Raw genomic sequence first — 23,518 nt, forward strand, 5'->3', positions numbered from 1 at the left:
GGTGATGACTAATGGTTGAATTAAGACTACCCAAAAACAGTAAAATTGGAATTGGAAAAGTATTTTATGCCTCTTCACAGGCAAAAAATATTAAGAAATTTAGAATCTATCGTTGGAGCCCTGATGATAACAAAAATCCAGTTATCGACACTTACGAGGTGGATCTGGACAAAATCGGCCCAATGGTTTTAGACGCGTTAATTCATATTAAGAATGAAATTGATCCGACTTTATCATTCCGTCGTTCTTGCCGTGAAGGGGTTTGCGGATCTTGTGCCATGAACATTAACGGATTAAATACCTTAGCCTGTTCAAAACACATTAATGAATATGAGGGGGATATTGCAATTTATCCTCTCCCCCATATGCCCGTTATTAAGGATTTGATACCTGATCTTAATGGTCCATATGCACAATTGAGGGAAATTGATCCATGGCTTAAAGCTGATACTCCCCCCCCCCCGATAAAGAACGGTTACAATCCATTGAGGAGCGTAAAAAACTGGATGGTTTATATGAATGTATCCTGTGTTTTTGCTGTTCAACCTCTTGCCCTTCATATTGGTGGAACGGGGACCAATATTTAGGCCCATCCGTTTTATTGGCTGCCATGCGTTGGGTTGCTGATAGCCGTGATGAGTATAAAGGCGAACGCCTTGATGAATTAGAGGATTCAATGCGTTTGTATGCATGCCGTACTATTATGAACTGTACACAGACCTGTCCAAAAGGTCTTAATCCAGCTCATGCAATTGCTGAATTGAAAAGATTACAAATTGAACGTAAACTTTAAATAAGCTAAAAGATGAGTCATGAAAAAGAAATATATTTTTGACTCATCATTTCCAAATCGTCGGGACTATCATATCGCATGGCTCAACAGCCTATTTGTTGACCATGCGATTTTTCGTTTATTCTGGTCAAATTTTCAGACAGTGATCCCCGGTAAAGTGTATCGCAGCAACCATCCCACTCCAACCAGATTATTGAATTTAACAAAAAAATATCATCTTAAAACAATTATCAATTTACGGGGTAAAAGAAATTGTGGTTCTGATGCGCTATCCCGCCATATCAGTCATAAATTAAATTTAAAACATTACGACCTACCTTTTGAAAGCCGTGGAGCACCACATATTGATCGAATTCTAAATCTTGCAAATATTTACAAAACTATTGAATTCCCTCTTTTAATCCACTGTAAATCTGGAGCTGATCGTGCAGGTTTAGTTTCCGCATTAATTCTTCTATTTGAAAACTACGATATTTATTCTGCAATGCGACAGCTTTCATGGAAATACGGTCATTTTAAATATTCCAGAACAGGAATTCTTGATGCTTTTTTTACCCAATATCTTCAGCAAACGCATGAAAAAGTGAAATTTTTATATTGGCTTCAATCCCAATATAATGAAAAGCAATTAAAAGACTCTTTCAAATCGAAAAAAATCTCCTCTTTTATTACAGATAAAATTTTACATAGAGAATGAAATATTTTTTAAATCATTCTGCCATAACCTTAATAAGATGTAGCAACTTTTTCCTGATTTCCTTATCTTTAATATGATAATACGCCTTTAACAAATCAACCGTTTCCTTATTATTCATAACATTCAAATCTGTAATTTTAATTTCCTCCTTAATGGCATTTTCCTTATCCTTGGTAATTAATATTTTTTTAACATCTAATGCCGTTGAAAATGATGGAGGAACCTGACTTTTATTTTCTTCGTTTTCGGTCAAAAACTCATCAAAGAAAAAATTAATCGGAACTTGCAAAAACTGTGCTATATAATAAAGTCTCGAAGCACCAACACGATTAAATCCCTTTTCATATTTTTGAATCTGTTGAAATGATAGACCTAAAGCTATAGCAAGTTTTTCTTGGGAAAAGCCCAATAACTTTCTTCTTAACCGGATACGGCTTCCTACTCGTTTATCTATAGGATTGGGAGGAATTTTTTTTTCTTTTGAAATACAGTTTGATAGCAACTCATTTGCTTTCATCAAATAATAAACTTTCACAATAAAATACTTGTAAAATCATATCCACAATAAATATTTATATTAAATAACTCTTTCAAAACATTATATATTACTAGACAAATATGATTGTTTACATTATTCTAAACTAATAAATATATATATATATTTACATTCAGCCATGAAATATAATTTTAATTCAACACCATTATCTCTAATTGCATAATTTTTACCTAATTTATAAATATTAATAAATAATTAAATTGTTTACCTAAAATTAGCAAATAAATTTTAAATTTTGGTATATCAATCCTTTTTTAAGTATTATTCAGTTTACAAATCTATCTATTCAACCCAGTAGTTCTAGTAAAATTTTAATAATAAATTATATTTGATTTAATAATTTTGATTGATTAAAAAAGAAATTAATTAAACTAAAACAATATTGTTTATATGTTGCGTAATGTTTATAATTAATGAAATCTGTATAATTGCCGAGAACTATTTATGAGGTTTTTTGATAATCCACCCACAAAGTTTCATTTTTTATCCATGGATAAACCCGAGGCAATTCAATATAAAAATGACCTGGTAAAACAATATGGAAATGCAAGTATCGACCAAGCCGAAGTCATTATCTGTATTGGTGGTGATGGTTTTGTTCTAGAAACACTTCATACTTATATTAATTATCAGATTCCCATTTATTGTATCAATTTCGGTTCTGTTGGTTTCCTTACAAATCCCAAGATCAAGAAGGATCTTCCATCACTACTTCAAAAAACCCAACCAACTTGTCTTCATCCTTTGGCCATGTCAGCTAAAACAGTTGATGGTAAAACACACACAGCCCTAGCTTTTAATGATATATTTTTATACCGGCAAACCAGACAGGCAGCCAAAATAAAGGTGATAATTAATCATAAGATCAGGTTATCCGAACTGATTTGCGACGGTATCATTCTTTCAACACCCGCAGGATCGACAGCCTATAATTTATCAGCACATGGTCCAATCGTTCCCTTAAATTCTGATTTGTTACCCTTAACTCCTATTTGTCCTTTTCGGCCACGCCGATGGAGAGGTGCATTACTTCCTTCAACAACTCTTTTTCAATTCTTGACCCTGGAAGAAAATAAACGCCCTATAGCAGCTGTAGCCGATTTCACAGAGATACGTGACGTTGTCGAGATTACTGTCAAAGAAAACAAATCTATAAAATCTTGTTTACTATTCAATCCAAATCAAAGCTTGTCGGAACGGATTATTTCAGAACAATTTTCTGAATAAATATTGGTGAAACGTAATATCTATTTTCATTCACTATCAATTGTTGATTTACGGAAGATATAACCTTGTCCCCATATTGTTGAAATAAAATCTTCCGCACCAGCATCTTGTAATTTTTTTCTTAATTTACATACAAAGACATCAATAATTTTAATATCGGGTTCTACATTGCATTTGTATAAATGGTTTAAAAGTGCCGTCTTTGTAATTAAAGTGCCCCGTTGTAAAATAAGCAATTCCAAAATAAGATATTCCTTGCCTGTCAAATGAACCAATGCTTTATTAACGAATACTTCATGTGTTTCCAAATTAATACTTAATGCATCAATATGAATAATTTTTTTGGAAAATACTTTTTGGACACGTCTCAAAACCGCCTTGCATCTTGCAATCAGCTCATCCTCATAAAATGGAATTAACACATAATCATCCACACCTGCCTGAAAAGCTTTTATCTTACTTTCCAAATTATTTTGTCTGGAAACAACAATAATAGAAATCTTTTCATTTAATGCGCGCAATTCTCTAATGGTCGAAAAAAACAATTTATCCAAATTATTTCCTTCAACTATAATAAGATCATATTCATACAGATGAGCCGTTGATAATACCTCAATATCAAACGATACCCTATCGATAGAAAAGTCTGTTACTTTAAGTTTTTGGTAGAATTCATGCTCTAAAAAAAAGATTTCTCCCATAAGAAGAACGTGCATACTTCTACTCCAGGTTATAAAATGAATTTAAAATACTACTATAAAGTGCATAAGTTTATAAAAAAAATCAACAAAAACTTAATAATGATAATGATAAATTTGGAAAAACAATTTTTTTTCAACAACTTCGTAAATAATGTTGAAGTATTTATTATAAAAACCTCAACATTATAAATAAAATCTATTCAGATTTTTTTCTAAATTTCTTTTTAATAAACTGCCATATAAAACTTCGTAAATATCCACCCAACGGCCCTGTAAGTGCAGTAATTAAAGTTGTCAGGGCAATTGAATCACGCAATTGCTTTAAATTATGGTTCCGAATCACCTTGGCTTCTATCTCTTCTTCACCAATTTTTGCCTGCAAGGCTAGATAGAAAAAGATACCAGCACACAAAATATCAAAAATTAGGATAATTAATGATGATCCCAAAAAACCAATATGAAACAACCAGCAACACAGCGCCGCCAAAACAGCATGCAAGGAAATTAAAACAAATAATCCAAATACTGCCCCTATACAGCATAACAGGATTTGCTTGCTTACTCTAATTGACTTTTTTTTCAAAAGCAGGAGCTCTGCATCCGCTGCTGCTTTGCCAAATTCAACAATCTTCATGTATATAGACCATTTCTACAACAAATATTACTAGCGCGTCATCCGACCCAGTACAAAACCTATAATCGTGGAGATCAAAACCGCTTTGATCGATTTGGATTGAACTTTTTTAGAAAGCTGCTCTACTTGTTCTTCTGCAACATCCTTCATATCATCCTTAATCTTATCTGTTTTATCTGCCATTTCAGCCAGAGCAGGATTAAGCTGTTCTTTTGAAGCCATGACATTATTTTGAACCTGATTTTTATTTTGCTTTAAATTTGTTTTTTTTTTCTTGCAAAAAAACATTTTAATTCCTTCTACATATCCGATAAAACTTGTTTCCAAGTTTAATATATATTTAAATTAATAATAATAAAAAAAGACAAGAAATATTATTTATTTTACTTTGAATAATGTAATAAGACTTAATGACAAGATCTAAACATACAATTAGATTTATTACTAATAAATGATATAACTCATAAAATGCTTTTTTTATCTATAATTGCATATTAAAATTACTTGATTTTAATATGCAATTTAATTTTTTCTATTCAAATTTTCCAATTATGGACCAAATATTTCCTTTCTATTTTAACCTAAATTTTATTTACTGCAAAACGCATTGTAAAATAAAATTAATGTACATATACAATGAAAATATCTTGACTTGAAAATAATTTAGGCATAATCCGCACGGAGAGCATTTAATAATTCTTGATTTATTCCCTTACTTAAATATGTTTTAAATGCTACCCATATCATTATCCGTTTCTATCATAAATGGATTATATTATAAACAATATTAGAGTTAATTTTTTAAGATCAAATTGATTGATTCATGTTTTGTGCTTTAAAGAAAATTTTGTCCATAAAAAAAACAAATTTATATTACTCTTTTTTATTTTTCTGGGAATTTACAAACTATCCATTAAAAATTAGTAAAAATGTTTCCTTTTTTCTGAGTGCAACAAGATGATCGCAGAATTTGATTTTTTTGGTGTCTATATCGCCCCTTTTGTTGTTTATGCTTTATTTGCATTCGCCTTAACTGTTATTATCCGTTCTTTCCTGTGGAAAACAGGTTTAATAAAATTATTTTGGCATCTTGCTTTATTTGAAGTAGCTTTATATTTCAGTATCCTATGTTTGCTTATCTTATATGTATAACTTCTGACTTTAAGAATTTGTTTTTCAATCATGGCACCCATTAGTAATATCATCCGCATCATCTTGACCCTAATCATTGTAGCCATGGCTATAATTCTAGGGGTAGCCTTGTGGGACACTTACATGATTGCCCCATGGACCCGTGATGGTCGTGTCAGAGTATACGTCGTTAAAATCGCCCCGGAAATTTCGGGCACCATTGTACAGGTTCCTGTCAGGGACAACCAGTTTGTTCGCAAGGGTGATCCCCTTTTCGTAATTGACCCTTTACGTTTTAAAATCGCCATTCAACAGGCAGAGGCAAATTTGGAAAATGCGGAGGCCAATCTTGCCTTACAACGTCGTAATGCAATGCGTCGCAAAGGATTGGAAGGCATTGTTTCAACAGAAGAAAAAGAAGATTTCAATACAAAGGTTAGAACCGCACAGGCAAGTGTAGATACAGCAAAAGCAGCCCTGACAGAAGCCAAGTTAAATTTGCAGCGTTCCATACTTTATTCACCTGTCAATGGCTATATTACAAATCTAAATTTACGGGTTGGTGATTACGTCAATACAGGCAATTCATATTTATCCGTTATTGATGCCGATTCTTTCTGGGTCTATGGCTATTTTGAAGAAACCAAAATGTGGGGCATTCATGTCGGCGATGTCGCCCGAATCAAGTTAATGGGATATAAACAGATACTGCCCGGACATGTTGTCAGTATTGCCCGTGGTATCAATGACTCTAATGCCAACGCTGATAATTTTGGTTTGCAAAATGTTAATCCCATTTTTACCTGGGTTCGTTTGGCTCAACGTATTCCCGTAAGAATTCATATTGATCATATTCCAGACACGATCCATCTTTCCGCCGGCATGACCGCCACAATCAGTGTCGGCCCACAAACAAGTGGCAGAAAAGGAAAACTGGCCACCTGGTTACAAGATCATCTATGAGTATTTCAAACATGTTCCGTCTAAAATCTATCTGGCAGAAAGCAATTACATTTTCCTTGATTGGATTGAATGCCTGCACGGTTGGCCCCAATTTTCATCGGGATCACATGAAAATTCCGGAACAATGGACTGAAAAAGTATGGAAAAGACCAGCCACAGCCCAAGAGATTGTCCAGGCAGCGAACAACATGCGTCGTTGGTGGGAACAGTTTCATGATCCATTGTTAAATCAACTTGTTGAAAAGGCCATCCAGAACAATTATGACCTTCAGATGGCGGGACAACGGATTTTGGCCGCTCAATCCTTGCGTGATCAGCAGGCGTCTAAATGGTATCCCCAACTGGATGGTTCTGGCGGATTTGGATATCAGACATCTTCCAATACCTTATCCAGCAATATCTCGATATCAAAAGGAAATCCAAATAATGCCGTTATACGTCGTTATGGCGCGACATTCAGCTGGCAACTGGATACATTCGGTTTGATCAGACGAATGGTTCAATCCCAAGAAGAGGCTGTAAAGGCCTCGATCGAGGATAGAAGAGCCGTCCTTTTAGCCATGCTTTCTCAACTGGCCAATAACTATGTAACCCTCCGCACCATGCAGCTACGGTTACGCATAGCGGATGAAAATGTTGCAATCGCCCAATATATCTATAATCTGGCACAAAAACAGTATATTGAGGGTACAGGCACGACTCTAAGCACTGCCCAGGCAGAAGCCGAGCTTGAAACCCAGCGAGCAAGTCGAGAACCCTTGAAAACCAGCATTACCCAGATTACCCATACAATTGATGTTTTGCTGGGACAAACGCCGGGAACCACGGAAACACTTCTTAAGATAGAACAGCCTTTACCAGACTTACCCCCATTTCCACCCTCCATTCCTTCCATTGCCCTGGCCAATCGTCCAGACATACGTATGGCCGAAAGGCAATACGCTATGGCAACGGCAAATATCGGTGTTGCGGTTGCAGAACTCTATCCACAATTCACCATTGACATGAGTGCGATGCCAACGACTTCTTTTACCAGTCAAATGGCCAATATTGCCAGTCTGGTATCCAGCAGCTTTATCAATCTTTCCATTCCAGGTCTGCATGGTGGCCGCCTTAGTGCCGCGGTTAAGCAAGCGCAGGCTCAAGCAGAAGAGGCACGGTTAAATTACCGTCAAACAATCCTGACATCCCTGAAAGAAATCGAGGATGTTATCGCGGCCTGGGGTGATGATTCAGAACATGTTGATCTGTTGCACAAATCCAAAGTAAGCAGCCAGACTGCCCTTATCCGTGCCCAAAAACTCTATAAAGCAGGACTTACAGGATATCTGGATGTCCTGACCGCGCAACGAACAGCCACAAATGCCGCCAATGAAGAGGCTGTGGCCATTTTGGAACGTTTCCAGGATTCCATCAATTTGTTCACGGCCCTTGGAGCCGGCTGGCAGGGTGTGGATATAACAAAAACGGAACTTCCCATGACCATCGAACAACAAAATCTGTTAGCGAAACTGGTCAAACAATAGATCTTCCTTTTTTTTCTCCATTATCCAGCAACTGTCTGAATCTATAAAAGAAAAGTAAGATCAAACAATTTTCATTTTTTTTATTTAACGACAGGTTTAATATGCCAAAGATATTTTAACCATCTTTGATATAAATCCATGCTCAATTATGACAAGTGAAAATTTATTTGAAATCTCTGTACCTCTTATTAACGAGACCACCAAGAATGTTTCCACTAAAATCACTTTAGATAAAAGGGAGGCAATTTATATTGTTGGAGCGAATGGTTCCGGTAAAACCCATCTGGCACGATATATTGAACAATATATTATCCAAAACTACGGTAAATATAAAACATATCGTATCAATGCACACCGTGCAATATTTTTAAATATTCCCCAAACTCAAATGAAAGAAGCACAAGCAAAACAAGCTTTGTTACCTAATCCAATAAGCCAATTATCAAGAAAAAATCAAGCTAATAGATTAACTAGTCAATTTGGTCAATTAGAATTTTACAATGATAGTGACGAGTTATTACAATACCTATTTTCACAATCACATAGTATTGCCACGAATTTTTATAATGATTACAACCCTAATCGTCCTCCTTTACAAAAACCGACAAGCAAACTTGAGCAACTACAATCCATATTTGAAAAGATCCTCCCTAATAAACAATTAGAACACACCATAGATACAATTCGAATTAAGGATACCGATAAAGAAGATTATTACCCCATTATAGAAGCAAGTGAGGGAGAACGTTCTGTTTTTTATTTAATCGGTCAAATCCTTTTTCCGGATCCTGGTACCCTGATTATTTTTGATGAACCTGAACAACATTTACATCCTTCCATCTTAACACCACTATGGAATGAACTGAAAAAAATACGTCCAGATTGTGCTTTTATAACCATTTCACACGATTTAAATTTTATCGCCAATCAGGCAGGAAAAAAATATATTCTCAAAAAATACCAAAGAAATTTTTCTGAATCTGATAAATGGGATATAAAAGCGCTTCCAGATAATATGCCGTTATCAGAGGAAATTGTTACTTTGATTTTGGGTAGTCGTCGTCCCATTCTCTTTGTTGAGGGACAGGAAAACAGTTTAGATCAAGCTGTTTACCGCGCATGTTATCCAGAATGGACAATTATTCCAAGCAATTCATGTACAGAAGTTATTCATGCGGTTAATTCGCTTAACAACCATCCATCTTTAACTCGTATTAATTGTGCGGGTATCGTGGATGCTGATTATCGTGGTACAGATGAAATACAAAAACTGAATAATCAAAATATTTATGTGCTCAACGTCCTTGAAATTGAAAATCTTTTCTTATTATATGATGTTCTCGAGAGTATTGCTGAACTAGAGCAATATAACGATAAAACGGAAAAAGAAAATCTGATTCAAGAGATAACCTCTCAACTTCTCGATACTATCAATAAAAATAGAAATTCGTATATCGTGGAATATGGAAAATTACAATTAGGCAGATCATTTTCTAAACTTTCACCTTCTGATGATAAAATCAAGAAGCAGGAATCTTTAATTGAATTTTTTAACAAAAGCCTTGATGAATTAAAAAATTCTTTTCAAGAAGATCTACAAAAAACTGAATACAATATTAACAAAGCAATTGAGGAAAAAAATATAAAAGAGCTATTAAAATGGTATAATGGCAAAGGTGAAAGATTATCAATTATCAGCAAAATCTTAACGAAACAAAAAAAGGAAGATTTTCTTAAATGGATAAAACGCTTACTAGAAAATAGTAATGAAAATTTGATTGATGTATTAAAAAAACATTTACCAGAAATAAAAAATAATGTCTGACAGATCATTCAAATATGATTCAGGTGGTGCGAACTGTGGGACTTGAACCCACACGTCCAAAACGGACACAAGATTTTAAGTCTTGAGCGTCTACCATTCCGCCAAGCTCGCCCATATTTTGTAAAAGGATTAATAGCATGAAGAACGAAAAGGTCAAAGAGTAAATTTAAAAAAAATTAATTATTTGAAAAAAGATTTCAAATCCATGTAAAATTCTCCAATACAAGTAAATATACAGCCTACAATGAAGAAAGAAAATAGCTCATTGTGTTTTTCAATCGATCCACTCCACTATATAATCCTCCAATTCCCCTGCATCATGTTCACTCACAACCTTTCCCCGCACGGAAATACCGGCTTTATGCATGGCTTCAAAATTACCGGCAATCAAATAATGCCAAGGATAAAGTGTCTTGCCTTCCGCTATTAAACGATATGCACAGGTGGAGGGCAGCCAGTCAATCCTTGATAAATTCTTTCGGGTCAATTGAATACAGTCCGGAATCCTGATTTTACGATGACAGTAATCCGAACATTGCCCTGTTTTTATATCCAGCAACCAACAGGCAACATTTGTATAATAAATTTCATTCTTATCATCATCCCGCAATTTATGCAGGCAACACCGACCGCAACGGTCACATAAAGCCTCCCATTGCTCCTTGTTCATTTCTTGAAGTGACAAGTTTTCCCAATAACGATCCGTAACCATAACAACCAATATAATATTCTGATCAAAAAAATGATTTACAATATTTCAAAATTCAATTTTTCAATAAATCAACTTTCATCTCAATTTATATAATTCAGGTTACGATTTAATTAAATTGAATAATTCAACAGGATTGATTATAAACCGTTTAATCAATTTACAGATCAAAACTTTCCTGACGGTTTTCCTGCCGCTTCAAAACACGCACGTCTTTCTGCCCATCATAAAAAGTTAAGATCAAATCAGAACCAGCCCTCAATCCTCTTGCTTCAGTTACAGCCTGACCTTTCTTATTCTGTACCAAGACATATCCCCGTGCCAATACAGCCTTGGGGGAAAGGGCTTCCAATCTTGCCGTGACACTTTCCAATTTCAGCTGCCTTTCTCTCAATAAATTACGTACATTCGATATGGAGAACAGGGGTAAATTATTTTCCAACTGACGCATATAATGCAGCCAAGAAATTGCATATTGTTTTTCATTAAAGGCCAGTTGTCTCTTGAAACGATCAATCAGTCCCAAAAGATATTGATCAACAGCCTGAATGAAAGAAAGCTGATGTCTCCTTTTCAGAACCAATGCTGGAAGCGCCAAATCCAGACGATAGGAACGGTCATCCAGGCGCATACGGTTTTGCGCCAATAAAGTGGGAACATCCGGCAGTCTGGTAATGGCCTTATTCAAACGCAGTTGATAAGATTGAATAATCTGTATTAATGCTTTATTCAAACGCGTAACCAGCTGCATTATTCTAGCAGCAAGATCAACCTGCGAAGGAACTGCCATTTCCGCAGCTGCAGTTGGAGTCGGGGCCCGACGGTCAGATGCGAAATCAATCAAGGTTGTATCTGTTTCATGTCCAACTGCTGAGATCAGGGGAATTTTCGACTCTGCTGCGGCTCTTACAACAGCCTCATCATTAAAGGCCATCAAGTCTTCCAGTGATCCACCTCCTCGTGCAACAATCAAGATATCAGGACGTGGAATTTTACCGTTAACAGAAAGGGTGTTAAATCCAATAATAGCCCTGACAATCTGTTCACTTGCCCCCTCTCCCTGAACCGCCACTGGCCAGACCAGGATATCCCTGGGAAAACGTCGTTGAATTGTTGTGCGAATATCGTGCAAAACCGCGCCTTTAGAGGATGTAATCACACCTATTACTTTTGGCAATAGAGGAAAAGGACGCTTTTTTTCCTGGTCAAATAAACCTTCAGCTTCCAATCTCTTTCTTAATTTTTCGATACGGGCCAATAAAGCCCCTTCGCCGGCATAATCAATCTGATCAACAATAAGCTGATATGATGAACGTTCCCCATAAGAAGAAATCTTGCCTGTTGCAATAACCTCAATACCGTTTTCGAGTTTTATAGTAAGTTTTGCCGCCTTGAACCGCCAGATAATTGCTGTCAGTTTTCCATTTTCATCTTTTAGGGAAAAATAAATATGTCCAGACGGATACTGTTTTAACTCGGTAATTTCCCCCCTCACTTTAATCCGAGAAAAATTTCCTTCCAAAACTCGCTTAATCGCTGTAGAAATATCCCCTACACTAAATTCTGGTATATTATCCGTCATTCGATCAGAAAGTTGCTCATCTATCGACATAAATATGATACAGCCTTATCCAAAAAAAGAAACATCAGTAAAGGAAATCTCTATGCGCGTTTTACTCGTCGGTTCTGGGGGAAGAGAACACGCCCTTGCCATGGCTCTTGCTTGCTCACCCAATCTTACCGAGCTTTTTATCGCACCAGGAAACCCAGGTACTGCACAATATGGTAAAAATATAAACATTAAGGTAGATAATATTACCGATTTAGTAAAATTTGCACAAGACAATCATATTGATCTTGTTATTCCCGGACCAGAATTACCTTTGGTTAAAGGATTAACCGATGCTTGCCAGCACGCCGGGATCCTCTGTGCAGGTCCCAGCCAAGCGGCTGCACAGCTGGAGGGAAGCAAGAGTTTCACAAAAATGATCAGCGATGCCGCCCGGATCCCAACTGCAGCATGGAAAGAGTTTACAGATAGTGAACAAGCGGTTGCTTATTTGAAAACCCAATCTTTTCCAATTGTCATCAAGGCAGATGGTTTGGCGGCAGGAAAAGGCGTTATTATCGCCTATACCTTTAAGGAAGCTGAAGAAGCGATCGAAACAATCCTGCAAGATAACCGTTTTGGCGAAGCAGGCAATAAAATCGTTATCGAAGAATTTCTGACAGGAGAGGAAATTTCCCTATTTGCCTTTTGCGATGGAGAACATGCGGTTTTAATCGGAGCGGCTCAGGATCACAAACGCATTGGCGATAATGATACAGGACCCAATACTGGCGGAATGGGTGCAATATCCCCACCACCCTTTTTTGATCACGCAGCCCAAGAGAAAGCGTTGGATATAACAGTCAGACCCATGCTGCGCGAAATGATAAAACGTGGAATTCCTTTCCGTGGCATTATTTTTGCCGGACTGATGATTACAAATGATGGGCCCTATCTAATTGAATATAATGTTCGTTTTGGAGACCCGGAAGCGGAAGTTCTGCTTCCTCGACTGGAAACAGATTTGTTAGATATTCTCTATAATCTCAGTCAAGGAAAATTAAAAAAATCAAAAATCAAATTCTCTGATCAAGCAGGGATTTGTATTGTTATGGCGGCAAAAGGATATCCGGGAACACCAGTTGTAGGCGGAATTATCAAAAATATTGACCAAGCTGAATCCATACCCCATGTAAAAGTCTTTCATGCTGGAACCAATTATAACGCTCAACAAGAACTTTGTGCAGCAGGAGGTCGTGTCTTATGCGTTGCCGCTTTTGATAAAACACTCAAACAAGCACAGACAACCGCATATAATGCCGTTAACAAAATTAACTGGAAAGATGGTATCTGGCGCACGGATATCGGTAATAAAGCTTTAAAACAGTAGAATAATATAAAAACGATATTCAAAACAGGTTAAATTGAATGTATCTTAAAATGCGTTCAATTTTTACAATTCAGCAAATATCCATTTTATTTTCTACAAATTATAGTAAAAAATATTGCTATTTAATTTAACTTTATCTTCATACTCTAAATAATGATTAAGATCAAAAATCAACATTTTCAATAAAAGACTTCATTAAATCTGGCGCTTCCATTTTTTTAATTTTTGAAACCTTTGATCCTGCCCAAAATGCGGCATACTGAGGCTGTCTAGTATATTCGTAAATTTTCTTGGCAAAATAATAAGTATAAGGATAAGGTGGTGTTAAAGGCCGATCTGGTGAATCAATTTTTAAATGCCAATCATTAACCAACCCCCTGGCAGGTCGACCAGAAATGGTCGCGGTAATTTGCGTAACTTTAGAATTAAATAATGATTGTCTATAGGTTTCACTCGCTTTTGACGAACTGCATTGGACGAATGCCGTTCCTAACTGAACACCATTTGCCCCCACTCTAAGACAATCATGAATATCTTGTGCATCCATAATACCACCGGCAGCCACAACTGGTATTGATAAATTATTTTTAATCAGAAAAACCAGTTCTAGTGTTGATATCGCCGAATCAATATTTGGATTAAAAACACCCCGATGACCACCCGCTTCTATACCCTGCGCTATTATTATATCTATACCAGACCTTGCTATGTATGAAGCCTCTATCAAATTTGTCGCAGAAGCCATCGTAACAATATTGGCTTGTTTCAATCTGTGAATTTGACTTTTGCTTGGAATTCCAAAATGAAAACTAATAGCGGGAACTTTTTCTTGAATTATTAAATCCAGAAAATTGTCATTCTCTAAAAAACTGGAATAAAGACAAGAAAAAGCCTGACTAAAATTATTCATCAGATCTATCCTGCCAAATTTTGAACAACAATATTGAACCCACTGATTTTCAAGTGTAGCGTCTGATTTCTCTGGTTGATGACAGAAAAAATTGACCTGAAAAGGTAAGGAGGTCAGCTGTTTCAGCTGTTCAATTTGCTTTTTCGCCTCTTCATGATTGCAGGATCCCAGTCCCAATGATCCCAATCCACCAGAATTTGAAACCTCAGCTGCCAGTTTTGGTGTTGATACACCCGCCATTGGTGCAAGAAAAATAGGATATTGAATATTCAAAAATTTTCGTAACATTTTTTATACACTTAAATACTAATAATATACTTCTTAATAAAACCAATTAAATTATAACTTTATTAGTTATTTTAATTTGTATTATATTTCGTTTCAATGTGTTATTTATTATAATAAAATAATTATATTAATAATGCATTAATTTTATTTAAAAATATTAATATATTAATAGAAGAAAAAATTATGAATAATGATTATAATAAGATTAAAATATCTATAATAGGATTGGGATCAAGAGGCCTCAACGTACTTGAAAGAATTATATCCCATTGTATTTGGGATGAGAAACTAAAAGATAAGCAGATTATTTTACAACTATTTAACGAAAATAAAGATTATGGTGCCGGTTGTCATGATATCAATCAATCAGAAAATTTATTAGTTAACACTATTTGCAGTCAGATTACTGTTTTCCCTGATGATACGGTTAAAAACTACAAATATGCAATCCGGGGACCAACCTTTTATGAATGGTTAAAAATCAAATATAAATCACAAAATAAAACAATCAACCCTTTAAACTATTATTCACGAAAGGATCTTGGCGAATACCTATGCTGGGTCTTTAATTATTTATGTTCTATCAAGGTACAAAACCTTCAGATCATCAAAATACAAGAAAAAGTTATAAACATTTTCGGAAGTGATAAAAAAAAATGGAATATCGTTACGAAAAATAATACTTACTCATCTGATATTATTTGTATAACCACCGGTCACGATACCCAAAATTGCGAATTTCCAAATAAGAAAAAAATATATGCTTATCCTTTGGAAAAATTAGACCATATCATTACGAATAAAGAAACCGTTGCAATACAGGGACTTGGCTTGACCACATTTGACGTTATTTCCAAATTGACTGAAGACAGAGGAGGGAAATTCATTAAGGAAAAAGACCACCTAATCTATCAACCCTCTGGAAAAGAACCTAAAATTATAGCTTTTTCCAGATCAGGATTACCCTTGAATGCACGGGGGATAACGCAAAAAGAATTAAGAGAACAATACAAGCCCCAAATTTTTACCAAAGAAAAAATAATTAAGTTAAAAAACAATAAAAAAAATGATTTTGAAAAAGATTATCTACCGTTATTGATTGAAGAAATGGAATGTGTTTACAGTTTTACCTACCTCAAAAATCAGGACATAATCAAAGCATATAATTTCCTTAATGACTACCTAAGAAACAAATCACAAAGAAACGCGATTGTAAAAGCCTATATTCCTGATGAAAAAGAAAGATTCTCATGGGAAAAAATTAGCGATCCGCTTGCCCATACTTCCTTCAAAAGCCAGAGAGAATTTCATGAATGGCTTTTAAACTATTTACAGGAAGATATACATAACGCTTTACAGGGCAATATAGACAATCCCACCAAGGCAAGCACTGATATTTTAAGGGATGTACGTGATTGGATCAGATTAACCGTTGACCATTGTGGCCTGTCGGAAAAAAGTGCTATCTGGTTCAATGAAGTATTTAAACCTATCATGATCCGAATTTGTGTTGGTCCACCTCTTGAGAGGATTCAACAAATGATCGCTTTAATCAAGGCCAACATATTGCGCATAGATTTGGGACCGAATGTTAAAGTAGAAGAAAAAAAGGAAAGCTTTTACCTAACAACACAATTTAACGAAGTCATGCGTGCTGATTATTATATTGTTGCCATGGTCAATGCACCCATTGCAAAGGAAAGCAAAGACATTTTTTTTCAAAATATCCTGAAAAACAATATAGGCTGTCAATTCCATATTGGCAATTATGCTCTAGGAGAATTTAATGTCAATGCAAACTTCAATTTGATCAATCAAAACAATCAGATAATCAAGTCTATTTATGCTCTAGGTGTTCCCACTGAAGGCAGTAAATTTTATACTTATATTTTACCAAGACCTTTTGTTAATTCGACAGCTTTATTTGATGCAGAAGTCTGTACCAATAATTTGTTATCGCAAATTGCCAGATAATATTTTAACAAATATTCAATAGTTTTTTAAAAACTAGTTTAATCCAAAAAATTCTAAATTATTTGAACAGTAATTTAGAATTTAACATTCAATACTGGATAAATTTATCATTAATATCCGGTTATAATTCGATCAACCAACTGTTTAACTGTTGGAATAAACCCATTATCATAAAATGGGTCAGATCCAAATCGCCACCCTGTGGTTCCACTAAACATCAAATTATGATCAACCACCTCTTTTGCGTCAGGACCATTTGCATGAGCTATTGCCTGTAATGTTTTCTGGATACAAAAAGAGCGGGGATCGGGTCGATTTCCTGTCGTATAACTGGGACCAACCTGTGACCAATTTGAAAACTGGCACATTGACAGGCATCCCATGCAGTTATTCTGATCCTGTTGTATCTCTCCTGCTTTTTCAGGAGTTACAAAAATGAATGTATGATCTGGAGTCCGGAGAGGCTGAGTAAATCCCTCGCTTTCCCATTTCTTAATATTTTCAAAACTCGTCTGGGTAACATAAATCAAACGTTTTCTAGCCCCATATTCATATGGAACATTCATCATTTCTGTTGCTTCCCTTGAAAAAGGAACTTGCCTTTGAGACCGTTCCCTCAATTCATTAAGAAAACTATTTTGAACTGCCGATGAATAAAAACCTGTAGGAGAGAAATGATTAAGATATACATCACCCTTTTTCAATGTCCGCAAACGATCTTTCCAAGCTTGAGGGATTTGGCTTTCCCTCGTTAACAAAGGTCTTGTACCGAACTGAAATGCAATCATACCCAAATCTGGATTATCAATCCAATCTTCCCATTCAGAAAGCCACCAGACATTACCTGCCATAATGATTGGAACATGATCCAGTCCATATTGGCGCATGACTCTTCTCAACTCTACAACGCGTGGAAAAGGATCCTGCGGTTCTAATGGATTTTCACTATTTGATAACCCATTATGCCCCCCAGCCCTCCATGGATCTTCATAAACCACCCCACCAAGCCATTCTGGCGTTTTTCTGTAAGATCGACGCCATAACGCATTGAAAGCACGTCCAGAGGAAACAATGGGATAGTAATATAATGCATGTTTTGCAGCAATTTCTGATAAACGATAGGGCATTCCCGCTCCACAGGTAACACCATCAATCAAACCTTTCGATTGTTCCAAAACCTGAGATGCAATCAGTTCACTTGCTGCCATTTCCCACATAATATTGACATGAAGAGGCACTTTTGGCCCCGCAATATCACGGGCAACCCTTATTTGGGTTATTCCGCCCTTAATTGCATATTGAATGAGTTCTTCATGTCGTTCACGCCGTGTTTTTGCATGATAGATCTGGGGAATAACATTGCCATTTTCATCATAACTATCAGCATTTACAATGGAAATGGTTCCAATTCCACCCGCAGCAGACCAATGACCAGCAGATACTCCTGTAGAAACAGAAACCCCTTTACCCCCTTCAATCAAAGGGAGGACTTCTTTATTTCCCATACGAATTGAATTAACTGCTTTCATTATTACTCCTGCTCTATATGCAGTGGACTAAACAATCTAAACCAAAAAAAACTTTGAATAGCCCACTTATATTTATTCCAATAAAAAAATCAAGAATCATCTTTTTATTGAAAAAATGATACACATAAAAACCTATGAGCGTTTGGACTGGTTATCATTGCGATTACGAGATGACGAGCTGTTTTTGACTCCAACGACCTCACTGATGTCAACACCTGTTTCCTGATCTACCTCACGCATGGAAAGCTTGATTTTTCCTCGATCATCAAAACCTACAACCTTTACCTTGACAGTATCCCCCATTTTGACAACGTCACTTGTACGACCGACACGCCCGGCTGATAATTCAGAAATATGAACCAGCCCGTCACGAGCCCCCATAAAATTGACAAATGCTCCGAAATCGGCAACCTTTACAACTTTTCCTGTATAAATGCGGCCAACTTCTGGTTCAGCAATGATTGCAGTGATACGCTCCTTGGCTTTTTCCGCCTGTTCATTCGATGTAACAGCAATTTGTATTGTACCATCATCATCAATATCAATTTTACAACCTGCATATTCAACAATTTCACGAATTGTTTTACCGCCAGATCCAATAATATCCCTGATCTTTTCCTTGGGCACATTCATAATGATTACATGTGGTGCATTCTCTGCAATGTCATTACGGCTTTCTGTCAAGGCTTTTGCCATTTCACCCAAAATATGAATTCTTCCTTCACGAGCCTGTTCCAAGGCCTGTTCCATAATTGCTGGTGTAATGGATGTAATTTTAATATCCATTTGTAAAGCGGTGACACCAACTTCAGTACCAGCAACTTTAAAATCCATATCTCCCAGATGATCTTCGTCACCAAGGATATCACTCAATACAGCAACACCCTTTTTCTCCTTGATCAATCCCATGGCAATTCCCGCTACAGGACGTTCCAGTGGCACACCTGCATCCATCAGGGATAAAGAGGTTCCACAAACCGTAGCCATAGAGGACGAACCGTTACTTTCCGTAATTTCAGAAACTACACGCATGGTATATGGAAATTTTTCCTTGCTTGGCAACAGAGGATGAATAGCTCTCCATGCCAGTTTTCCATGACCAATTTCACGACGCCCAGGTGAACCCAACCGTCCACATTCCCCCACAGAATAAGGAGGAAAATTATAATGCAACATGAAATTAGAACGATATTCCCCTTCTAACGCATCCACAACCTGTTCATCTTGAGTTGTACCTAAAGTTGTCACAACCAGAGCTTGCGTTTCACCCCGGGTAAAAAGAGCAGATCCGTGTGTTCTAGGTAAAACACCAACCTCACTAATAATGGGTCGAATCGTGGTTAAATCACGTCCGTCAATCCGCAATCCTGTCTTTAACACTGAATTACGAACAATATCGGCTTCCAATTTATCAATCAAGGAACCCGCCTTGGCTGTATCAAATTCTTCCTCAACAAGCTTATCAATAATTTTGGTACGTGCCGCATCCAGTAAAGTGTAACGTTTTTGCTTTTCCTTTTCCTTATAGGCTTCCGCCAAAGGTTTGCGTCCAATCTTGTCAATACGAGTTTTTAATTTCTTCTCTTCTGCAGTAGGTTCAGACAATTCCCAAGGTTGACGGGCAGCATGCTCGGCCAAAGCGATAATTGCATCAATAACAGGCTGACAGGCCTCGTGACCAAAATTAACAGCCCCCAACATTACTTCTTCACTTAATTCCTGGGCTTCGGATTCAACCATCAGAACCCCTTCGGAAGTACCCGCCACAACCAAATCCAATTTGGTTTGATCCATTTCCGCCAAAACCGGATTTAGAACATATTCATTATCAATATATCCAACCCGGCAACCCGCAATAGGTCCAAAGAAAGGAATACCGGACAGGGTCAGCGCTGCAGAACAGCCAATCATGGCAACAATGGCAGGATCATTTTCCATATCATGACTTAAAACAGTCGCTATAACCTGCACTTCATTACAAAAATTATCAGGAAATAATGGACGAATAGGCCGATCAATAAGTCGAGAGATCAATGTCTCGATTTCAGAAGCACGCCCCTCACGTTTGAAAAAACCGCCAGGAATTTTTCCAACTGCAAAAGCCTTTTCCTGATAATGCACAGTTAATGGAAAGAAATCCTGATCTGGATTGGCTTTCTTATTTCCAACAGCTGTACATAATACTGTAGTCCCGCCATAAGTGGCCATCACTGCACCATCTGCCTGACGCGCTATTTTACCTGTTTCCAGAATAAGAGGACGTCCCCCCCATTCAATTTCCTTACGATAATATTTAAACATTTTTTATCCTATGAAGTTATACGCAAGAAAATTTTTTAACCATCATTACATTCAATGCTGTAAATAACAGCGTTTCGGACGGCATGGAGCATTTATATTTTGTTATTTTCACACCATGTGGCCTGAAACGCTGTAAAGACTGGATTTCAAAAAACTTTCCTGTTTTGATTATAATATACTCAATATTCTTAATTTATAAAATAAAGACTGGTTTAATAGATAAACCAGTCTTTATTTTTTAACGACGCAAACCTAAACGCTTGATCAGGTTTTCATAACGGCTTTTATTAACCCGACTGATGTAAGCCAGCAAACGACGACGTTGACCAACCAATTTCAATAACCCACGCCGGGAATGAAAATCCTTGGCGTGTTCTTTCATATGTTCAGTTAAATTATTAATTCTTTCTGTTAACAAAGCAATCTGAACCTCAGGAGACCCTGTATCATTTTCTTTGGTTTGGTATTCTTTAATTAGCTGGGTACGACGATCCGGTGTAATCGACATCGTATATCCTTTCATCAATTTAAATATTAAAAATACGAACAGGACGCAGCCATTTATTGTTTAAATGGCACAATCCTATAAAATGCTCCTTTTTCATTGCACGAACAATGCCATCATATGAATTCACATCCAGTGCAAAACGATTCCGTATCTCGGTCAGATCAATAGATTTGCCAAAATTCAGGGATTCAGCCTCCTCTTCAGTCATAGCTAGAGCCGGGATGTCGTCCAGCGCAGTTTGAACGGGAAGAAGCATATCTAAAGAAACAATTCCTTTTTTGCCATTTTCAACGAGTTTGTCCAGTAAAAAAGCATTTGCAATATCAAATGGACCCACGCGAAGGCGGCGTAATTCAGAAACATAACCAACTGTATTACAGGCAACCGCCAAATCCCTGGCTAAAGAACGCATATAAACGCCTTTACCAGAAACAACTTCAAACTTTGCACGATCTTTATCAATCCGTTCTATCATTCGAAAAGAATCAATACGTGCCAACCGTTCTTTTAGTTGAGGTTTTTCCCCTTGACGTGCTAAGTCATAAGAACGTCTACCTTGCACCTTTACCGCTGAGTAAATAGGAGGTACCTGATATATTTCTCCTTGAAAGGACTGTAAAGCCTTATTGATTTGTTCATCACCCGGTCTGAACTCTGAATGGTCAAGAACCTCACCTTCAGCATCATCCGTTGTACGAGATTCTCCAAAAGTAAGTTCAAAATGATAAACTTTTGTCTTATCCATAATGTAAGGGATTGTTTTGGTTGCCTGGCCAAAAGCGATGGGTAACAACCCTGTCGCCAATGGATCCAAGGTACCACTATGCCCTACCTTACAGGCATTAAAAGCATATTTCACCCTATTTACAACGTAAGCAGATGTCACATTTAATGGTTTATCAACAAGAAGCCATCCATCCAACTTCTGTTTACGTTTTGTATGCATCAATCAATCAAAAATCCTAATTCTCTGAAAAGTAACTTTTATATTACCAATACTTCTCTTTTTTACATAGTTACTTTTTACAAAAAAAACCATATTATATAAAAAATTAAAATGATAATAAATTCACCTACATTTCATATAAGTATATAATGTTTTATATATTTACCTTTTTAGTATAATTTTATGAAATAAAATTATTCAACATTATTCAGACAAAGCATGAGCGATATAAATTCAGATCAGCAGCCTCAGTGGAAACTAGAGCAGCAAGAAAATCATTATGTTATTTCCTTAAGTGGGCAATGGTTAGCAAAAAACAATAACATTCCCCGATTTTCTCCAAAAAATCTAGAAAGGATCCCTGCTCATCAAACGCTTTATTTTGATGCTAGAAATCTTAAAAACTGGGATAGTGGATTGATTGTCTTTCTTTGGGATATCAAATGTCAGGCCACCAAACATTCCATAAAATTCTCTGACAAGGATCTGCCTGCTTCCGCACAAGAACTTCTTTCCCTCTTGCATGAAAGCAAAGATGAGGCACCTGTTAAACATTCATCTCCCTTTCGTCCCTTATATATGATTGGTGAATGGACTATCAACGGACTGACCAATCTTGGCATAACTGTCCAGATGCTTAAGGAAGTTATTATTGGTATTTTAAAATCCCTCACCGGCCGTTCTTACATGCGAATTGTGGATTTGATTTCTGATGTCCAGAACGCTGGTCCGTCTGCCCTCTTAATCATCAGTGTTGTTAATTTTCTAGTCGGGGCAATTCTTGGTTTTGTCGGTGCAGTACAATTACGCAGGTTTGCAGCTGACGCTTATGTGGCAAATTTGGTCAGCATTGCAACTGTTCGGGAAATGGCTGCCGTCATGAGTGCTATTGTTATTTCAGGCCGAACAGGTGGGGCCTATGCAGCCCGTATTTCAACAATGCAGGGCAATGAGGAAATCGATGCGTTAAAAGTCATGGGTGTTTCCATTATGGAATATCTTATTCTTCCATCAATGCTCTCACTTGTAATCACCATGCCGATTTTATATCTTTATGGCTGTTTTATGGGAATTCTTGGCGGATTGATTGTTTCCATTTTCATGTTAAAAGTTTCAATCATAGGATTTTTACAACAAAGTTTCGGAGCGGTTGCTTTCAACCAATTTGTGTTTGGTGGTCTCAAAACCATTTCATTTGCAATATTTATAGGGGTAAGCAGCTGTTACATCGGGTTAAAATCAGGACGAAGTGCGGTTGATGTCGGCTTGGCTGCAACCAAAGCTGTGGTTACTGGCATTGTAGGGGTGATCGCTATTGATGCCATATTTGCCGTTATTGCTGATATGATTGGAATATAAAT

Annotated in this window: 20 protein-coding genes, 1 tRNA gene and 1 pseudogene; 10 read left to right on the forward strand and 12 right to left on the reverse strand. The window is 36.6% G+C overall.

The window, feature by feature from the left end; translation table 11 throughout:
• Nucleotides 1-11: 11 nt before the first annotated feature.
• Nucleotides 12-793 (forward strand): annotated as a pseudogene (locus GN303_RS08130) (succinate dehydrogenase iron-sulfur subunit).
• A 34-nt stretch (nt 794-827) separates the two neighbouring features.
• On the forward strand, nt 828-1,490 hold the full coding sequence (locus tag GN303_RS08135; protein WP_408735542.1) for a tyrosine-protein phosphatase: 663 nt from the start codon (nt 828-830) through the stop codon (nt 1,488-1,490).
• Nucleotides 1,491-1,503: 13 nt separating this feature from the next.
• On the opposite strand, the gene GN303_RS08140 is transcribed toward GN303_RS08135, so the two are convergent.
• The gene (locus GN303_RS08140) at nt 1,504-2,007 is read right to left on the reverse strand and encodes a helix-turn-helix domain-containing protein (protein ID WP_110439085.1); all 504 of its coding nucleotides are present in this window, start codon (nt 2,005-2,007) and stop codon (nt 1,504-1,506) included.
• A gap of 483 nt (nt 2,008-2,490) precedes the next feature.
• Here GN303_RS08140 and GN303_RS08145 point away from each other — a divergent pair, with 483 nt between their 5' ends.
• Nucleotides 2,491-3,273: an NAD kinase gene (locus GN303_RS08145; RefSeq protein ID WP_110439086.1), complete on the forward strand. Its 783-nt coding sequence runs from the start codon at nt 2,491-2,493 to the stop codon at nt 3,271-3,273.
• 26 nt (nt 3,274-3,299) lie between these two features.
• Here GN303_RS08145 and GN303_RS08150 read toward each other — a convergent pair whose 3' ends face one another.
• From GN303_RS08150 to GN303_RS08160, 3 genes are all read right to left on the reverse strand, one after another.
• Complete coding sequence (locus GN303_RS08150; protein WP_110439087.1) at nt 3,300-3,989, reverse strand: response regulator transcription factor; 690 nt, start codon at nt 3,987-3,989, stop codon at nt 3,300-3,302.
• A 181-nt stretch (nt 3,990-4,170) separates the two neighbouring features.
• The gene (locus GN303_RS08155) at nt 4,171-4,608 is read right to left on the reverse strand and encodes a hypothetical protein (RefSeq protein ID WP_110439088.1); all 438 of its coding nucleotides are present in this window, start codon (nt 4,606-4,608) and stop codon (nt 4,171-4,173) included.
• Nucleotides 4,609-4,638: 30 nt separating this feature from the next.
• Entirely contained in the window at nt 4,639-4,896 is a 258-nt protein-coding gene (locus GN303_RS08160) for a hypothetical protein (RefSeq protein ID WP_110439089.1), read from the reverse strand.
• A gap of 669 nt (nt 4,897-5,565) precedes the next feature.
• On the opposite strand from GN303_RS08160, the gene GN303_RS08165 reads away from it, so the two are divergent.
• The 4 genes from GN303_RS08165 to GN303_RS08180 all read left to right on the forward strand — a co-directional run bounded on the left by GN303_RS08165 (nt 5,566) and on the right by GN303_RS08180 (nt 10,053).
• Nucleotides 5,566-5,760: a DUF1656 domain-containing protein gene (locus GN303_RS08165; RefSeq protein WP_110439090.1), complete on the forward strand. Its 195-nt coding sequence runs from the start codon at nt 5,566-5,568 to the stop codon at nt 5,758-5,760.
• A gap of 30 nt (nt 5,761-5,790) precedes the next feature.
• Entirely contained in the window at nt 5,791-6,702 is a 912-nt protein-coding gene (locus GN303_RS08170; RefSeq protein WP_110439091.1) for an efflux RND transporter periplasmic adaptor subunit, read from the forward strand.
• 11 nt (nt 6,703-6,713) lie between these two features.
• Complete coding sequence (locus GN303_RS08175) at nt 6,714-8,228, forward strand: efflux transporter outer membrane subunit (protein ID WP_370533622.1); 1,515 nt, start codon at nt 6,714-6,716, stop codon at nt 8,226-8,228.
• A gap of 148 nt (nt 8,229-8,376) precedes the next feature.
• Entirely contained in the window at nt 8,377-10,053 is a 1,677-nt protein-coding gene (locus GN303_RS08180) for a DUF4435 domain-containing protein (RefSeq protein ID WP_110439093.1), read from the forward strand.
• A 24-nt stretch (nt 10,054-10,077) separates the two neighbouring features.
• On the opposite strand, the gene GN303_RS08185 is transcribed toward GN303_RS08180, so the two are convergent.
• From GN303_RS08185 to xseA, 3 genes are all read right to left on the reverse strand, one after another.
• Nucleotides 10,078-10,164 (reverse strand) — tRNA-Leu (locus GN303_RS08185).
• A gap of 163 nt (nt 10,165-10,327) precedes the next feature.
• Nucleotides 10,328-10,765, reverse strand: a complete 438-nt coding sequence (locus tag GN303_RS08190; protein ID WP_110439094.1) for a YcgN family cysteine cluster protein — start codon at nt 10,763-10,765, stop codon at nt 10,328-10,330.
• Between the two features lie 157 nt (nt 10,766-10,922).
• On the reverse strand, nt 10,923-12,374 hold the full coding sequence (gene xseA, locus GN303_RS08195; protein WP_110439095.1) for an exodeoxyribonuclease VII large subunit: 1,452 nt from the start codon (nt 12,372-12,374) through the stop codon (nt 10,923-10,925).
• A 52-nt stretch (nt 12,375-12,426) separates the two neighbouring features.
• Here xseA and purD point away from each other — a divergent pair, with 52 nt between their 5' ends.
• The gene (gene purD / locus GN303_RS08200; protein WP_110439096.1) at nt 12,427-13,701 is read left to right on the forward strand and encodes a phosphoribosylamine--glycine ligase; all 1,275 of its coding nucleotides are present in this window, start codon (nt 12,427-12,429) and stop codon (nt 13,699-13,701) included.
• 163 nt (nt 13,702-13,864) lie between these two features.
• On the opposite strand, the gene GN303_RS08205 is transcribed toward purD, so the two are convergent.
• Nucleotides 13,865-14,899 (reverse strand): NAD(P)H-dependent flavin oxidoreductase, encoded by a 1,035-nt coding sequence (locus GN303_RS08205; protein ID WP_110439097.1) that lies wholly within the window; start codon nt 14,897-14,899, stop codon nt 13,865-13,867.
• 183 nt (nt 14,900-15,082) lie between these two features.
• Here GN303_RS08205 and GN303_RS08210 point away from each other — a divergent pair, with 183 nt between their 5' ends.
• Nucleotides 15,083-16,873, forward strand: a complete 1,791-nt coding sequence (locus tag GN303_RS08210) for an FAD/NAD(P)-binding protein (RefSeq protein ID WP_110439098.1) — start codon at nt 15,083-15,085, stop codon at nt 16,871-16,873.
• Between the two features lie 110 nt (nt 16,874-16,983).
• Here the strand turns inward: GN303_RS08210 and GN303_RS08215 are convergent, their stop codons facing one another.
• From GN303_RS08215 to truB, 4 genes are all read right to left on the reverse strand, one after another.
• Nucleotides 16,984-18,402, reverse strand: coding sequence for an NAD(P)H-dependent flavin oxidoreductase (locus tag GN303_RS08215; protein ID WP_110439099.1), 1,419 nt, complete (start codon nt 18,400-18,402; stop codon nt 16,984-16,986).
• A gap of 132 nt (nt 18,403-18,534) precedes the next feature.
• Nucleotides 18,535-20,703, reverse strand: coding sequence for a polyribonucleotide nucleotidyltransferase (pnp, locus tag GN303_RS08220; protein WP_110439100.1), 2,169 nt, complete (start codon nt 20,701-20,703; stop codon nt 18,535-18,537).
• A 238-nt stretch (nt 20,704-20,941) separates the two neighbouring features.
• A complete protein-coding gene (gene rpsO / locus GN303_RS08225; protein ID WP_110439101.1) occupies nt 20,942-21,211 on the reverse strand; it encodes a 30S ribosomal protein S15 in 270 nt (89 codons plus the stop codon).
• 19 nt (nt 21,212-21,230) lie between these two features.
• On the reverse strand, nt 21,231-22,157 hold the full coding sequence (truB, locus tag GN303_RS08230) for a tRNA pseudouridine(55) synthase TruB (protein ID WP_110439102.1): 927 nt from the start codon (nt 22,155-22,157) through the stop codon (nt 21,231-21,233).
• 219 nt (nt 22,158-22,376) lie between these two features.
• Between truB and GN303_RS08235 the strand changes: the two genes are divergently transcribed.
• A complete protein-coding gene (locus GN303_RS08235) occupies nt 22,377-23,516 on the forward strand; it encodes an MlaE family ABC transporter permease (protein WP_110439103.1) in 1,140 nt (379 codons plus the stop codon).
• Nucleotides 23,517-23,518: the final 2 nt, after the last annotated feature.

This window comes from Commensalibacter melissae (assembly GCF_009734185.1).
Taxonomy (GTDB): domain Bacteria; phylum Pseudomonadota; class Alphaproteobacteria; order Acetobacterales; family Acetobacteraceae; genus Commensalibacter; species Commensalibacter melissae.

Bases quoted from the DNA above. Each gene is read 5' to 3' on its own strand.
- GN303_RS08140 (WP_110439085.1), bottom strand. From the start codon at position 2,007: ATGAAAGCAAATGAGTTGCTATCAAACTGTATTTCAAAAGAAAAAAAA.
- GN303_RS08175 (WP_370533622.1), top strand. From the start codon at position 6,714: ATGTTCCGTCTAAAATCTATCTGGCAGAAAGCAATTACATTTTCCTTG.
- GN303_RS08155 (WP_110439088.1), bottom strand. From the start codon at position 4,608: ATGAAGATTGTTGAATTTGGCAAAGCAGCAGCGGATGCAGAGCTCCTG.
- GN303_RS08235 (WP_110439103.1), top strand. From the start codon at position 22,377: ATGAGCGATATAAATTCAGATCAGCAGCCTCAGTGGAAACTAGAGCAG.
- GN303_RS08170 (WP_110439091.1), top strand. From the start codon at position 5,791: ATGGCACCCATTAGTAATATCATCCGCATCATCTTGACCCTAATCATT.
- GN303_RS08180 (WP_110439093.1), top strand. From the start codon at position 8,377: ATGACAAGTGAAAATTTATTTGAAATCTCTGTACCTCTTATTAACGAG.
- GN303_RS08215 (WP_110439099.1), bottom strand. From the start codon at position 18,402: ATGAAAGCAGTTAATTCAATTCGTATGGGAAATAAAGAAGTCCTCCCT.
- truB (WP_110439102.1), bottom strand. From the start codon at position 22,157: ATGCATACAAAACGTAAACAGAAGTTGGATGGATGGCTTCTTGTTGAT.
- GN303_RS08190 (WP_110439094.1), bottom strand. From the start codon at position 10,765: ATGGTTACGGATCGTTATTGGGAAAACTTGTCACTTCAAGAAATGAAC.
- GN303_RS08145 (WP_110439086.1), top strand. From the start codon at position 2,491: ATGAGGTTTTTTGATAATCCACCCACAAAGTTTCATTTTTTATCCATG.
- GN303_RS08210 (WP_110439098.1), top strand. From the start codon at position 15,083: ATGAATAATGATTATAATAAGATTAAAATATCTATAATAGGATTGGGA.
- GN303_RS08150 (WP_110439087.1), bottom strand. From the start codon at position 3,989: ATGCACGTTCTTCTTATGGGAGAAATCTTTTTTTTAGAGCATGAATTC.
- rpsO (WP_110439101.1), bottom strand. From the start codon at position 21,211: ATGTCGATTACACCGGATCGTCGTACCCAGCTAATTAAAGAATACCAA.
- purD (WP_110439096.1), top strand. From the start codon at position 12,427: ATGCGCGTTTTACTCGTCGGTTCTGGGGGAAGAGAACACGCCCTTGCC.
- GN303_RS08160 (WP_110439089.1), bottom strand. From the start codon at position 4,896: ATGTTTTTTTGCAAGAAAAAAAAAACAAATTTAAAGCAAAATAAAAAT.
- GN303_RS08165 (WP_110439090.1), top strand. From the start codon at position 5,566: ATGATCGCAGAATTTGATTTTTTTGGTGTCTATATCGCCCCTTTTGTT.
- GN303_RS08205 (WP_110439097.1), bottom strand. From the start codon at position 14,899: ATGTTACGAAAATTTTTGAATATTCAATATCCTATTTTTCTTGCACCA.
- xseA (WP_110439095.1), bottom strand. From the start codon at position 12,374: ATGTCGATAGATGAGCAACTTTCTGATCGAATGACGGATAATATACCA.
- pnp (WP_110439100.1), bottom strand. From the start codon at position 20,703: ATGTTTAAATATTATCGTAAGGAAATTGAATGGGGGGGACGTCCTCTT.